13 protein-coding genes and 3 pseudogenes are annotated in these 13,704 nt (G+C 35.3%); 12 read left to right on the forward strand and 4 right to left on the reverse strand.

Annotation, left to right across the window (positions count from 1 at the left end; translation table 11 throughout):
* The first annotated feature begins 22 nt into the window (after positions 1-22).
* From BN349_RS20950 to BN349_RS20975, 6 genes are all read left to right on the forward strand, one after another.
* Positions 23-1,480, forward strand: a complete 1,458-nt coding sequence (locus tag BN349_RS20950) for an APC family permease (RefSeq protein WP_051024314.1) — start codon at positions 23-25, stop codon at positions 1,478-1,480.
* Positions 1,467-2,561, forward strand: coding sequence for an agmatine deiminase (aguA, locus tag BN349_RS20955; RefSeq protein WP_019244271.1), 1,095 nt, complete (start codon positions 1,467-1,469; stop codon positions 2,559-2,561). Before BN349_RS20950 ends, aguA (BN349_RS20955) begins: the two co-directional genes overlap by 14 nt.
* 114 nt (positions 2,562-2,675) lie before the next feature.
* Positions 2,676-3,644 (forward strand): carbamate kinase, encoded by a 969-nt coding sequence (gene arcC, locus BN349_RS20960; RefSeq protein WP_019244272.1) that lies wholly within the window; start codon positions 2,676-2,678, stop codon positions 3,642-3,644.
* 354 nt (positions 3,645-3,998) lie between these two features.
* Complete coding sequence (locus BN349_RS20965) at positions 3,999-4,388, forward strand: MmcQ/YjbR family DNA-binding protein (protein ID WP_019244273.1); 390 nt, start codon at positions 3,999-4,001, stop codon at positions 4,386-4,388.
* A 122-nt stretch (positions 4,389-4,510) separates the two neighbouring features.
* Positions 4,511-5,611, forward strand: a complete 1,101-nt coding sequence (gene aguA / locus BN349_RS20970; protein WP_019244274.1) for an agmatine deiminase — start codon at positions 4,511-4,513, stop codon at positions 5,609-5,611.
* A gap of 48 nt (positions 5,612-5,659) precedes the next feature.
* Positions 5,660-6,439 carry a MurR/RpiR family transcriptional regulator gene (locus BN349_RS20975; RefSeq protein WP_019244275.1) on the forward strand — a complete coding sequence of 260 codons (780 nt, stop codon included), beginning with the start codon at positions 5,660-5,662 and terminating at the stop codon, positions 6,437-6,439.
* Positions 6,440-6,601: 162 nt separating this feature from the next.
* Here BN349_RS20975 and BN349_RS24515 read toward each other — a convergent pair.
* The 3 genes and pseudogenes from BN349_RS24515 to BN349_RS20985 form a co-directional block, all read right to left on the reverse strand.
* Positions 6,602-7,297: pseudogene (locus tag BN349_RS24515) on the reverse strand (MerR family transcriptional regulator); the annotation flags it as partial.
* Complete coding sequence (locus BN349_RS27005) at positions 7,249-7,419, reverse strand: MerR family DNA-binding transcriptional regulator (RefSeq protein ID WP_222860246.1); 171 nt, start codon at positions 7,417-7,419, stop codon at positions 7,249-7,251. The pseudogene BN349_RS24515 and the gene BN349_RS27005, both read right to left, overlap by 49 nt.
* A 93-nt stretch (positions 7,420-7,512) precedes the next feature.
* Positions 7,513-8,388 carry a phosphotransferase gene (locus BN349_RS20985; RefSeq protein ID WP_019244277.1) on the reverse strand — a complete coding sequence of 292 codons (876 nt, stop codon included), beginning with the start codon at positions 8,386-8,388 and terminating at the stop codon, positions 7,513-7,515.
* A gap of 113 nt (positions 8,389-8,501) precedes the next feature.
* Here BN349_RS20985 and dhaK point away from each other — a divergent pair, with 113 nt between their 5' ends.
* From dhaK to BN349_RS25135, 6 genes and pseudogenes are all read left to right on the forward strand, one after another.
* Positions 8,502-9,497, forward strand: coding sequence for a dihydroxyacetone kinase subunit DhaK (gene dhaK, locus BN349_RS20990; RefSeq protein WP_019244278.1), 996 nt, complete (start codon positions 8,502-8,504; stop codon positions 9,495-9,497).
* 202 nt (positions 9,498-9,699) lie between these two features.
* A complete protein-coding gene (dhaL, locus tag BN349_RS20995; RefSeq protein WP_019244279.1) occupies positions 9,700-10,329 on the forward strand; it encodes a dihydroxyacetone kinase subunit DhaL in 630 nt (209 codons plus the stop codon).
* On the forward strand, positions 10,326-10,721 hold the full coding sequence (gene dhaM / locus BN349_RS21000; protein ID WP_019244280.1) for a dihydroxyacetone kinase phosphoryl donor subunit DhaM: 396 nt from the start codon (positions 10,326-10,328) through the stop codon (positions 10,719-10,721). Before dhaL ends, dhaM begins: the two co-directional genes overlap by 4 nt.
* 20 nt (positions 10,722-10,741) lie before the next feature.
* Complete coding sequence (locus BN349_RS21005) at positions 10,742-10,993, forward strand: HPr family phosphocarrier protein (protein WP_019244281.1); 252 nt, start codon at positions 10,742-10,744, stop codon at positions 10,991-10,993.
* 50 nt (positions 10,994-11,043) lie between these two features.
* On the forward strand, positions 11,044-11,619 hold the full coding sequence (locus BN349_RS21010) for a glycerol-3-phosphate responsive antiterminator (RefSeq protein WP_019244282.1): 576 nt from the start codon (positions 11,044-11,046) through the stop codon (positions 11,617-11,619).
* Between the two features lie 323 nt (positions 11,620-11,942).
* Positions 11,943-12,897 (forward strand): annotated as a pseudogene (locus BN349_RS25135) (IS1595 family transposase).
* Positions 12,898-12,926: 29 nt separating this feature from the next.
* Here the strand turns inward: BN349_RS25135 and BN349_RS24530 are convergent.
* A pseudogene (locus BN349_RS24530) lies at positions 12,927-13,364 on the reverse strand (hypothetical protein).
* Positions 13,365-13,704: the final 340 nt, after the last annotated feature.

Raw genomic sequence — 13,704 nt, forward strand, 5'->3', positions numbered from 1 at the left:
GTAAGCATATTTTGAAAAAATGATGAGGAGGGGGAAGCATAGCCTTTCCTCCCCCCACTTAAAAAGAGGAGTGGGCGTTTTGAAAAAGAAAAAATTTAGGTTATTTGATGCCGTATTAATGGCAGTTGTTGTTATTTTAGTTGTTGAATCTGCCGCACCAGCAGCAGCAATCGGTTCATCCCAATTCTTCTGGTGGATTGCTATGCTCGCACTTTTCTTCCTGCCTTATGGATTAATTTCAGCAGAACTTGGGACTACATATGATGATGAAGGTGGAATTTATGATTGGGTAAAAAGAGCCTTTGGTAAACGTTGGGGTGCTCGTGTTGCTTGGTTATATTGGATTAACTATCCACTTTGGATGGCTAGCTTAGCCGTTCTATTCATGGAAGTATTCACACAAATTTTCTCAATTAATCTTAGTACACCTATTACGATTGCGATACAGTTATTATTCGTTTGGTTTGTTGTATTAGTTAGTTGCTATCCTGTTAGTGATAGTAAATGGATTTTAAATGCCGCAGCCTTTTGTAAATTAATTATTATGCTTAGTCTTGGTGGCATTGGTATTTATTTTGCTGCTACAAAAGGTCTAGCTAATGATTTCTCTGGTGCTGCATTATTGCCAAGTTTTGATGTAACTAGTTTATCTTTTATTTCTGTTATTTTATTTAATTTCCTAGGCTTTGAAGTAGTTACCTCGTTTGCAAGTAGTATGGAAAACCCGAAAAAACAAATTCCACAAGCCATTATTTATGGTGGTGTTTTAATTGCTGTATTCTATTTATTGGCAGCCTTTGGTATGGGGGCAGCGATTCCTACAAGTGAGCTTTCTACTTCTGGCGGTTTAGTTGATAGTTTCATAATTATGCTTGGCGGAGTGAACCCGTTTGTCATTATTGTTGGGTTAATGTTTATGTATACGCTTGCAGCAAATCTAATTTCTTGGGCACTAGGAGTAAACTACGTAGCTATGTATGCAGCTCGTCATAATGACTTGCCTAAAGCATTTGGGAAAACAAGCGCAAAAAATGATATGCCAATTGGAGCAAGTATTATCAATGGAATTGTTGCATCCGTTCTGATTGTAGCAGCTCCATTAATTCCAAATGAAAATGTTTTCTGGGCATTCTTTGCACTGAATGTAGTGGCACTTCTTGCTTCTTACATCATGATGTTCCCTGCATTCCTTAAATTACGTCGTATTGATCCTGATAGAGAACGTCCATTTAAAGTTCCTGGAGGGCCAATTTTATTAAGATTAATGACTTATGTTCCTATGGTGTTATTAATCATCACTTTAATTTTCTCTGCTGTACCTTTAAATGGATCAGCAGCTGAATTAGATGAAAAAATACCAATCCTAATTGGTACTGTTTTAGCCGTAATTGTAGGTGAAATATGCATCAAAATTGCAGGTAAACAAAGCGTCGAGACACAAGATCAGGTTAAAGGAGAGGTTAAACATGAAAACAATTGATAGCACATCGAAAAAAGACGGTTTCAGAATGCCAGGAGAATTCGAAAAGCATTCTGGTTGTTATATTATTTGGCCAGAACGTCCTGATAATTGGCGACTTGGTGGAAAACCAGCTCAAAAAGTATTCGTTGAAGTGGCAAAAGCTATTTCAAAATTTGAGCCAGTTACAGTAGGTACTTCAAGTGAACAATTTGTAAATGCTCGTCATATGCTCCCAGATGAAATTCGAGTGGTTGAAATAGATAATGATGATTCGTGGGTACGCGATAGTGGCCCAACATTTGTTGTCAATGATAAAGGTGATGTTCGTGGTGTAGATTGGTCATTCAATTCCTGGGGTGGACTTGTAGATGGTTTGTATTTCCCATGGGATAAAGACGATCAAGTGGCTCAGAAAATATGTGAGCTTGAAATGAAGGATCGATACCGTTTAAATGATTTTGTTTTAGAGGGTGGTTCAATTCATGTAGATGGTGAAGGAACATTAATTACGACAGAGGAATGTTTATTATCTGAAGGTCGTAATCCTCAGCTTTCAAAAGAGCAAATTGAGCAAGTACTGAAAGAGTATTTAAACCTTGAAAAAGTTATTTGGTTAAAACGAGGTATTTACTTAGATGAAACAAATGGTCACGTAGATAACATTGTAAACTATGTGCGTCCTGGGGTTGTTGCTCTAGCTTGGACAGATGATGTAAATGATCCTCAATATGAAATTTCTAAAGAATGCTATGACATTTTAAGCAATTCAACAGATGCAAAAGGTCGCAAATTAGAAGTACATAAAATTCATGTCCCTTCTCCTATTTTAATTACGAAGGAAGAAAGTGAAGGGGTAGATGCTGTCGAAGGTACACTGCCTAGAGAAGAAGGTGATCGTTTAGCTGCAAGTTATATTAATTACTATACAGCTAACGGCGGCGTTGTGTTCCCACTATTTGGAGATCCAAAAGATGAAGAAGCACGCAAAAAGTTAATGGAATTATATCCAGATCGTGAAGTAATTGGTGTTCCTGCACGAGAAATTTTACTTGGCGGTGGCAATATTCACTGTATTACGCAACAAGTTCCGTTAGGATAAAAAAATAAAGAAATTCCTGCTGATGGCTCTGTTAATCCTAGTTTGATTTTTAGTAATCGTTAATTAGGTTAACAGAGCTAAAAAAATCTAATAAAAATGGGAGTGAATAGATATATGTCAACCAATCGAAAAAAAATCGTCGTTGCTCTTGGTGGAAATGCTATTTTATCCTCTGATGCTAGTGCAAAAGCTCAACAAGAAGCGTTGAATCAAACAGCAGAATACTTAGTTCAATTTATTGAAAAAGGTTATGATTTAATTATTTCTCATGGAAATGGACCACAAGTAGGAAATCTTGTACTTCAACAAGCAGCGGCAGATAGCGAAAAAAATCCAGCATTACCTTTGGATAGTTGTGTGGCAATGACACAGGGGAGTATTGGATATTGGATGCAAAATGCCATGGACAAAGCATTAGCAAAACGAAATATAGATAAAGATGCTGTATCTATTATTACACAGGTAGTGGTAGATAAGGATGATCCTGCATTTGTAAATCCGACAAAACCGATAGGACCATTTTTAACAGAAGAAGAAGCACGTAGTGAGATGGTGAAAACAGGAGCTATTTACAAAGAGGATGCAGGACGTGGTTGGAGAAAAGTGGTGGCTTCTCCCCGACCAATTAGCATTCGTGAGTATCAAGTAATCGATCATTTAGTAAACAATGGTGTGGTTACCATCTCTGTTGGCGGTGGCGGAGTTTCTGTTATTGAAGAAGGACAAGATCTTGTAGGGGTAGAGGCTGTAATCGATAAAGATTTTGCTTCTCAAAAATTAGCGGAATTAGTAGATGCAGATATGCTTGTTATTTTAACAGGTGTTGATAATGTATATATCAACTACAATAAACCAAATCAAAAGAAATTAGAGGAAGTTTCAGTAGCTGAATTAGAAGAATATATCAAAGAGAATCAATTTACTCCAGGTAGTATGTTACCTAAGATAGAAGCGGCAATCGATTTTGTTAAACATCGTCCTCAATCAAAAGCGATTATTACTTCTCTTGAAAATATTGGTCAATTACTTGAAAATGGAGCGGGAACGGTCATTACTGAAAAAGTAGCGCTTGCTATGGCATAGGCGTCTCTAGGGAGTTATTGGGGCTGTCATTCTCATTTGTAAACTGTTTAAAAAATGCTCTGTTATAGTTGGTGTTGATTTTTTTATGAGCCTAAAAAGATCATTCAAGTATTCAGAGTGTTTTATTTAGAAGATAAGGTACATTGGAATGGAAGATTAAATAGAAGAGCCTGAGTTCCACATGCGAGCTTGGGTTCTTTTCATATTCTTAATCTTAGGTTTATTCTAAAAGATACCTTTGATAAACTATTCTTAACAGTACAAGTATTATATAAAGAATATCTGTTGTATATGAAATACCTTACATGCAATAAAGCCCTTCTTTATTCTTATTTATAAAAAGGAGATGTAGCTATGAATCTAGTAGGAAAGTATAGCTGGTTGGTCGATAGTATTCATTCGTATAAAGGAGCTGTTTGTGAATGGAAAGCGGAATGGGAAGCAGATCGTTTTCTAATTGCCAATAAAATGTTTGGAATGCTTGGTCATAATAAAGAAGGCGAGGAAATTATCACCTTGAAATGTCGCCCTGATCAAAATGAAGAATATCAAAATATGTATAGTCATATTACACCTGGCTATTACATGAATAAAACACATTGGATTTCTATTCAATTAGAACATAGTGATGCACCGAAAGAATTCATTTTATCTTGTTTGAAAGATTCTTATGATTTGGTATATAAAGCGTTACCAAAAAAAGTCAAAATAGAAATAGAGAAGTATCCTGTAAACGATGAATAAACCATTCTTGTAGATAAGATTTAAGGTTGGGTTTGTTCTTTTTTAACCCCACTCATTAGTCTAAAAGTATCATTATAATGACAAAGTGGTGGTTATGCATTGGTTTTGGAGGGAGAATAATCATGCAACTTAGAAATAGCTCACCGAGAAAAGATGGTTATAGAATGCCGGGTGAATTTGAGAAACATGAGTCATGCTACATTATATGGCCAGAACGATCGGATAACTGGCGCTTAGGTGGAAAACCAGCTCAAAAATGCTTCGTTGAAGTAGCGACTGCAATTAGTGAATTTGAACCTGTAACGGTATTGGTCTCATGTAATCAATATTTAAATGCACGTAATATGCTACCTGAGCATATTCGTTTAATTGAAATGTCAAATAACGATTCTTGGATACGAGATTATGGTCCTAGTTTCTTAATCAATAATGAAGGGCAATTACGTGGTGTAGATTGGCGCTTTAATGCATGGGGAGGTTTATTGGATGGTTTATACTTTCCTTGGGATAAAGACGACCAAATGGCACAAAAAATTTGTGAATTAGAAAAAATTGATTATTACCAATTAGATAATTTCATTCTAGAAGGCTGTTCGGTACATGTTGATGGTGAAGGTACACTTATTACAACAGAAGAGTGCCTGCTTTCTGAAGGAAGAAATGGACAATTGTCTAAAGAGCAAATTGAAATCATTTTAAAAGAATATTTCAATGTACAAAAGGTCATCTGGTTAAAGCATGGCTGTTATTTAGATGAAACGAACGGTCACGTGGATAACATTATTAATTATGTTAAGCCAGGAGAAGTTGTCTTATCTTGGACAGATGATCAAAATGATCCACAATGGAGTATTTCAAGGGAATGTGAAGAAATATTAAGAAATACAAAGGATGCCCAAGGTAGAAGCCTAACAATACACAAGCTTCATTGTCCAACACCTGTGTTAATTACGAAGGAAGAAAGCGAAGGTGTTGATGCGATAAATGGTACATTTCCGAGACAACCAGGAGATCGCTTAGCAGCTAGCTATGTGAATTACTATACAGCAAATGGAGGAATTGTTTTCCCGCTGTTCGATGATCCAAAAGATGAGGATGCAAGAATGGTTTTGGAAAGATTGTATCCTGATCGAAAAGTGGTTGGAATTCGGGCAAGAGAAATTTTGCTTGGTGGAGGGAATATCCATTGTATAACTCAACATGTACCCCAAAGATTGAGGTAATGTGACTAAGAACAAGGGGAAAAGAATAATCCAAAAGGAGTTCTGTACATGGATTTTTTTGAAATTTCTAGTAAAAACTTATCGTCCCTGACAAGAAATGAACGAGTATTATTCGATTTTGTCGTAAAAAATATGGAAACGATAAAAAATCAAAGTATTCGTGAGGTTGCTGCTGAATGTTTTGTGTCGACTACGACATTTCTAAGATTTGTACGAAAATTAGGATTTACTGGATATAGTGAGTTCACGACAGTTTTGAAATTTACTCTGTTCAATAAAGAAGAAGTAAAACCCTCTCCGTTTGTAGTAGAACAAAAGGATTACAGAGAAGAATATTTAAAGAATATTATTGAATCTGTTCGTGTATTAGAGCCCACAAAGATTAACATGATTTCAAAAAAGCTTCGCAGTAAGCCAAGAATTTTTATATTTGCAAAAGGGCTAAGTAAAAATGTAGCTCGCTATGTAAAATATTTATATACTACGAGTGGATTTTTAGTCGAATTTCCTGAAGATTATCAATATCGTCAAGCTGTGATTCCGCATATAGGGAAGGATGATATGGTTTTTATTCTTACCTATTATGGTCACGATGCTGAGCTTGTGCAACTTGCACAGGAATTGAAGAAGCAAAAGCAGAGTCCATTTTTAGTATCTATTACAGGAGCAGATAATAATATCATTCAAAATTTAAGTGATGTTAACTTATATATTTTTACGGATGAAATAGAAATGAATAAGTTAGATATTACATCTCGAATTTCAACAATTGCTATTTTGGAGTTAGTACTTTATCAATATATGGAGGATAGCCTTCAGATGTCCTAATGTAACGTAAGCAACCCCTGCAGGAAAAAACTGCAGGGTTCATTTACGTTATAAAATAAGCAAGTATATAATTTAGGACCAAGACAACTGTCTAACATATAACCTGCCGTAAATTTCTCTAAAGATTACAGCTATACCAAAAAGGATTGGTAACGTTTTTTCTTATTCTTTTTTCTTAATCGGTATTTGAATTTCAGTTAGCCATTCTTCTTCTTTTTGTTTATTCCAAATACCATCAATATATGATTCTCTAGGATGATCATATACTTCATATTCATTTTCTTCAATCCATTTAAAAGCAAAGGAATAGGTTATACCGAGAGTTGTATAGTTTCCTCTATGCAGCACACAAAGTGCATGTGGAATAGCCTCTAGCTTTTTGAAAGTGAGTATATCCGTATCCTCTTTCATCTCTGTTACTGCTTCACATATTTCAACATCAATATTTGATTCTCTGCATTCTCCATCATGATATATATTAAAGCAATAGGCAGGGACAGCGCATTCGCAACCCAATCGTCTCATTTCTTTTGCCATAATATTAGGACAAATGTCGTTTAAAGCATCGTAATTCGGGATGATTTGTCTTAGTGATGCTACAGTTACCTCGGGCACTTCTTTTATTATCGGATTGTACATCATACATTCTCCTTTCAATAAACTGCGATAACTTCGAATTTGTAACAGCTTCTCTTCTTCATTTTTAATACTTTTTAACACATCCTGCTCTTTCAATTTTAAGAACATGTCGATAGCATTCGGGTTTTGAAGTGCTTCTTTTACTTGTTGCAAGGAGAGTCCCATACTTTTTAGTGCAAGAATTTGATGCAGCTGAGGGAGCTGCTGGGAAGTGTAATAGCGATAACCAGTGTAATCAAATCATCAACATGATCAGGTTTAAGCAATCCAATTTCATCGTAATGTCGTAACGTTTTAGTTGTAATTTTATTTATTTTTGAGAAAACACCTATTGAAAACATCAATTTTCACCTGCGCCTGTGACTTGATAGGTTAAGTATATGGTTTGCCCTAAGGGAAAGGTCAAGAACTTGAGAAGAATTAAATGAGAAATATTAAAAATTCTTTTGGTCTTGTTCGATAATTTCTTTCCAATAGGACCAAGCAAGTAAATAGGTAGGCAAATCATCTGGATGATGCATTGAACACCTAGCCATTCGAATGAAAAGACTAATGAGAACATGATAGTTTAACGATTTTGTGTCGTAATCCCAAGTCGACAAATGCGTAACAACAGAGTGTATCGTTTCTTTAGTTAAATCTGCGGGTGAAGAGCAAAAAGCAAATAGTAAATCGTGAAGAGGATCTCCGATTAAGGGCATTGGATCGATAACACCAGATATTGTTTCATCTATAAATAAGAAGTTATGAAAACCACAATCACCATGTAGAAGATAAGGCTGTTGTAAAGAATGCTTCTTTTCTAAACGTTTCATGATATTATGTACAAGTTTAATATCCTCAGAGTTCAACAAGTGTGAACCGATAATTTCTTCAACTGATGCTACTTCATTTTGTGAAAATTCATGCCAAGAAGAACAGGGATAATTCGTCCAACCCCAGCCATTGATAGTAGAAAGTGGTTTGTAATAATTGAAGACATTTTCTGTAAGTTGTACAAGGACTGCTTTTTTATTTTTATGTGCTTGAATAGTAGATCCCTTCAGAAAATGGTAGATAAAGTATTCAAATGAGGAATCCCTATATAGAACTTTTGGGAAATAACAAATATCTTGATAGAAATGAAGAAATTGTATTTCCTCTTGTATAATCGATGATTCATTACACTTTAATATATATTGCTGTTTGGCTATATCTTCAATGATGACGATATGACTAGAAGTTCCCCCATCTAATTTCTTATATGATAGTTCATTTTCTTTAAATATCCCTTTTTGGACAAGTTGTAAAATGATATCTTTTTCCACCATTCAAGCTGCCTCCTCTTAGGTTTGTTCCTTTACAGAATAACCTTTTTTCTATAGGAATTAAATCTCATTTCTTCGCATATAGAGAAATAAGGTTGTTCAAAAGGAGGATATCTATGAAAAAATTAATCAATCAACCTGAAGAGGTTGTTCAAGACATGCTAATAGGATTTGTATCAGCCTATCCGAAACAGGTGAAGTTACTTCCGCAAACATCAGTAATTGTAAGAAGCGATGCCCCTGTAAAAGGTAAAGTGGCACTTGTTAGTGGTGGAGGGAGTGGGCATGAACCATCACATGCTGGTTTTGTTGGAAAAGGAATGCTTGACGGTGCAGTAGCAGGTGAAGTCTTTACATCTCCTACGCCTGATCAAGTATTTGAAGCAATTAAAGCCGTCGATAGTGGAAATGGTGTGTTATTGGTCATAAAAAACTATACAGGAGATGTTATGAACTTTGAAATAGCCGCTGAATTAGCGGAAGCAGAAGGAATTTCAGTGGCAAAAGTAATCGTTGATGATGATGTTGCGGTTGAAAATTCCACTTACACAACGGGAAGAAGGGGGATTGCAGGCACTGTTTTTGTTCATAAAATAGCAGGAGCATTGGCTGAAAAAGGAGCTAATTTAGCAGATGTTCAAGCGGTAGCAGAAAAGGTTGTGATGAACACGGCATCCATGGGTATTGCTCTTACACCTTGTACGATTCCTGCAGCCGGAAAGCCAGGGTTTTCAATTGGAGAAACAGAAATGGAAATAGGTATGGGGATCCATGGAGAACCAGGAATTGAGAGAAGTGAGATACTTACAGCAAAAGATGTAGCCAATTTGCTCATGGATAAAATTCTTGAAGAGCTACGTATTGATGATAATAGTCAAGTGGCCGTTCTGATAAATGGCTTAGGAGCAACTCCTTTAATGGAGCTATATATCATTCATAAAACTGTAGCGGAGATATTGAAGGCTAAAAACATTACCATTTATGAAAGCGTGGTTGGAGAGTTTATGACATCTATAGAAATGGCAGGATGCTCTATTTCAGTTTTGAAATTAGATGATGAATTGATAGATTTATTAGATTCAGAAGCGTCAACAGTAGCTTTTAAAAAATAAATTAGTGAAACGTCACCGTTGATTTTTAAAAAGAAGTAAATGGTTGGAATTTGTGTGATTGTAGTGGGAAAAGCGAGACAGATAAAATCTAGCAAAGAGGAAAGAGAGAAATGATTTCAATAATGTTCGTGAAAAAAGAACGGCTTGTAGCTATTACAATGAGGTTTCACGAAGTTTAAAAATATTGGAAAGGAGGATCTGTATGCCGTTTGGAATACAAGAGGCAAAGTATTGGATTAAACAGCTTAACGATCAAATACAGCAGCAAAAAGCCTATCTGACAGACTTAGATCAAGCTATTGGAGATGGTGATCATGGGTTAAATATGTCTAGAGGATTTCAGGAAGTTATCAAAAAAATAGAATCTAGTACGTATTCTAATATGGGTTCATTATTTAAAGATGTTGGAATGACACTTTTAACTAAGGTAGGTGGTGCCTCTGGTCCTTTATATGGCACGATTTTCTTAAGAGGAGCTACTGTCTTAACCAATCAAACATCTATTAACGTTAATGAATTAATAGAAGTTTTAACAGCTTCTTTAGAAGGAATTGTTTCAAGAGGAAAAGCTCAACTTGGAGATAAAACAATGGTAGATGTTTGGCTACCTCTTGTTGCTTATTTACAAGCACATGCTCCTGTTATTAATTGGGATGAGTTTATTGCACTGGCAAAAGAGAAAATGGAAACAACTAAAGTCTTAGAAGCGAAAAAAGGGAGAGCTTCCTATTTAGGTAAACGCTCAATTGGGCATATTGATCCAGGGGCTGCTTCGTCTTACTTGTTTTTTAAGGAATTAGCGATTGCTTTTAAGGGAGCAAATAACGGATGAATAATGTTGGAATTGTCGTTTTGTCACATAGTAGAGAGTTGGTTAGGGGATTGAAAAAGTTACTTCTTCAAATTGAGTCGAATGTTCCTTTAGCCATTGCTGGTGGGTTTGATGATGATGGAATGGGAACAGACTTTCAAGATATCAAAGCTGCAATAGAGTCTGTTTACTCCATAAATGGGGTTGTTATTTTATTCGATTTAGGTAGTGCGCTGTTTAATGCAGAAATAGCGATTGAAATGATGGACAATAAGAAAAAGATTGTGATAGCAGACGCGCCACTCGTTGAAGGTGCATACGCAGCTATTATTGAATCTGGATGTGGAAGCAAGCTCGAACAAGTGTTAGCTGCGGCCGAAGGAACAAAATTATTAAATAAAATTGTCAAATGAGTAACTAAGGAGGGATAGAGATGTTAGAAAAAGATATTCTTGTTACTCTTGAAAATGGACTTCATGCTAGACCAGCGGCAGAGCTTGTTAAAAAAGTACGTCATTATTCGTGCCATATTAACCTTGAAGTAAATAGGCGTAAATATGATGTCAAAAGTATACTAGGTTTAATGTCAGCAAGTATTAAAGAAGGAGATCAAGTCAAAATTAGTACTGATGGCGAAGATGAGGAAGAAGCCATGAAATGGATTAGTGAATTTCTTGGGAACTGAGAAAGAATATAGTCTTTTCTATTGTTTATAACAATAAAAGGGTGATAATTGTGAGCTTTAATAATCAAATCATTATTCCTGCCATTAGAAATGCAAAAGCATTGGATGTTTTTTTAGATTCTTCTTTTGAATATGGTGTTTTTTTGAATTTCCATATCTCGGAGTTGAAACAAGCCTTCGAAAGGGCTCGTAAATATCAAAAAAAAATCATGATTCATGCCGATTTAATACAAGGTTTAAAAAACGATGACTATGCTACCGAATTTTTATGCCAAGAGTTTAAACCATATGGCATCATTTCTACTAGGGCGACTGTTATTACTAAAACAAAAGCTAAAGGATTAATCGCCGTGCAACGCATTTTTTTACTAGATTCTTATTCACTAGAGAAGAGTTATTCTCTATTAGAAAAAACCAAACCGGATTATATAGAAATTCTACCTGGAATTATGCCTGACACAATTAAGGAAATATCAAATCGATTGTTGCTTCCTATATTAGCTGGAGGCTTTGTCAAAACAATGGAAGATGTAGAAAGAGCATTAAGGGGTGGAGCAACTGCCATAACAACATCAACAGAAGAGCTGTGGAAGAGGGTTGAAAGAGAATATGTTTTGCAGAAATAATCAATTACAGATAAATATAGAAGAATCATAATGCAGCCTACTTGTGGTGAGTTATGGTTCTTCTTTTATTTTGTAGAGTGTTCAAGAAGTTTCGTTATAAGGATATTAATATTCTAATATAACTTGACGATAGAGAGAGTAGAAGTAGGTAAAATGGTTGCCTCGAATTTGTTTCATAATTGTTTATAGTATAGGCTGTTTTCGTATAGATTGTTGCTTTCTTGACCACACTATAAAAAGGTTGATATAATGCGGTTCAAGGAGGCGAACAAATGTGTGGGAAGATGTATGAATAGTTTAGTGAATTAACCAAGTCAGAACAAATGGCGTTATTTAATGCAATGAAACAAGATTTGTTTCCAGAAGAACCAGATAAAATTACAGCACTACTCAAAAGTATTCGTGAAGCTCGATTCGCTTCTGGTTTGTGTTCATTGTGGAAGCACCTCGGTTAAACGGAACGGTAAATATCGCTCCAGACAACGCTATTTATGTAAGGATTGCGGAAAGACATTCAATGATATGACGAATACACCATTCTCTGGTTCTCGCTATCCTGAAAAATGGGTGAAGTATGTGGAAATGATGGTCGAAGGGTATACGCTCCCTAAAATTGCTAAACGCCTTAAAATCCATATCTCTACCGCCTTCTATTGGAGACACAAGATTTTAAACGCATTAAGTAGCCTTGGTTTTAATCAACTACAAGGCATTGTCGAGAGCGATGAAACCTTCTTTCGTGAGTCTTTGAAAGGTCAGCGTGAAATCACGCATAGAAAATCCAAAAAACGTAGTGAAAAAGACAAGAAAAGAGGGATTTCAAACCTTAAAATTGCTGTTGTAGTAGCACAAGATAGAAACGGTAATATGATTGCTCGAAAAGCAGGAACAGGTCGTGTTAGAGCCGAAGAAATCGACACTGTGATAGGGGATTATATTCACCCGACTGCCTTGTTATGTACAGATACAGCCACTAACTACAAGAAGTTTGCCAAACTCAAAGGGTTAGTACACGAAACAGTTAATGAACGTCAAAAACAGCGTGTGAAGAAGGGTATTTTTCATATTCAACACGTTAATAATTCCCATAACCGTTTAAAAGGATGGATGGAACGTTTTCAAGGTGTCGGAACTTATTATCTCGATAATTACCTCTATTGGTTCAGTTGGCTCGAATTAGGCAAGAATTTATCATTTGATAAGCATGTTGAGCAGATGCTTATTTCAGTGTGTCAAAAATCCAATCATACAACAATTGAAATGCTTAGAAGGGCATAATAAAAGACCTCTAATTCGAGGTCAAGTTATTAATTTAGGTCTGATAATATACTGCCAGTAAGCATTTCAAATAAATCTGCTGACTTATTCTTGTCTAATTGAACATATTTACTTTCAGCGTCAATTACGAGTTCTACTTTATCTTTGTTTGGACTTATCTAAAGTTCATAGGATGTCGCTTTTGCTTCTATTTTAGGATTCTTAAATTGAAATCCAAATCTGTAATCAGGAGGGCGTACCATATCTACTTTTGCCTTTTCCCAATTAATATCGTCTAATATTGCTTTCACTTTTTGAACTTGTTCATTATTAGTAATTTCTTTGAAGTCTTCGTATTTATTATCATCGTCGCCAATACGCTTTTCAGCTTTTATAATTTTCTCTTCATTTACTATTGAGTTTGAACAACCTGCTATAAAAATTGAAACTATTCCAATAAAAGCAATAAAATATTTTAATCTTTTCAATATCATCTCTTCCTTCATATAATTAGACGTTTATTATTTAGTAGAGTTTCAAATATCTCCTTTTTATTGCAGAATATATTAAAGAGCAACAATCTTTTAGAAAACAGCCTTTTTAAAAAAGTGGTTGACCTTTTCATATTAAGATAGTAATATTGTAATTCCCGATGAGGTAATATAGTAAAAAAGATGTTTTTACTGGGGAAGTTATCGAAATAGATAGGGATGAGGGTACATCCAAATTGCTATCTATCAATAATGTCAGTTAAAATATTTTAAAAAAGTAATTGACAAATAAAATGGTAAAAGGATATAATAATGTCCTGTCGTAACAACAAATGTT

It is taken from the genome of Bacillus sp. AP8, from assembly GCF_000321185.1.
GTDB lineage: Bacteria > Bacillota > Bacilli > Bacillales > DSM-1321 > Bacillus_AD > Bacillus_AD massilioanorexius.

What these genes read in the sequence shown, in the direction of transcription:
- BN349_RS20950 (WP_051024314.1), top strand. Translation starts at nt 23, where the DNA reads ATGAGGAGGGGGAAGCATAGCCTTTCCTCCCCCCACTTAAAAAGAGGA.
- aguA (WP_019244271.1), top strand. Translation starts at nt 1,467, where the DNA reads ATGAAAACAATTGATAGCACATCGAAAAAAGACGGTTTCAGAATGCCA.
- arcC (WP_019244272.1), top strand. Translation starts at nt 2,676, where the DNA reads ATGTCAACCAATCGAAAAAAAATCGTCGTTGCTCTTGGTGGAAATGCT.
- BN349_RS20965 (WP_019244273.1), top strand. Translation starts at nt 3,999, where the DNA reads ATGAATCTAGTAGGAAAGTATAGCTGGTTGGTCGATAGTATTCATTCG.
- aguA (WP_019244274.1), top strand. Translation starts at nt 4,511, where the DNA reads ATGCAACTTAGAAATAGCTCACCGAGAAAAGATGGTTATAGAATGCCG.
- BN349_RS20975 (WP_019244275.1), top strand. Translation starts at nt 5,660, where the DNA reads ATGGATTTTTTTGAAATTTCTAGTAAAAACTTATCGTCCCTGACAAGA.
- BN349_RS27005 (WP_222860246.1), bottom strand. Translation starts at nt 7,419, where the DNA reads ATGTTTTCAATAGGTGTTTTCTCAAAAATAAATAAAATTACAACTAAA.
- BN349_RS20985 (WP_019244277.1), bottom strand. Translation starts at nt 8,388, where the DNA reads ATGGTGGAAAAAGATATCATTTTACAACTTGTCCAAAAAGGGATATTT.
- dhaK (WP_019244278.1), top strand. Translation starts at nt 8,502, where the DNA reads ATGAAAAAATTAATCAATCAACCTGAAGAGGTTGTTCAAGACATGCTA.
- dhaL (WP_019244279.1), top strand. Translation starts at nt 9,700, where the DNA reads ATGCCGTTTGGAATACAAGAGGCAAAGTATTGGATTAAACAGCTTAAC.
- dhaM (WP_019244280.1), top strand. Translation starts at nt 10,326, where the DNA reads ATGAATAATGTTGGAATTGTCGTTTTGTCACATAGTAGAGAGTTGGTT.
- BN349_RS21005 (WP_019244281.1), top strand. Translation starts at nt 10,742, where the DNA reads ATGTTAGAAAAAGATATTCTTGTTACTCTTGAAAATGGACTTCATGCT.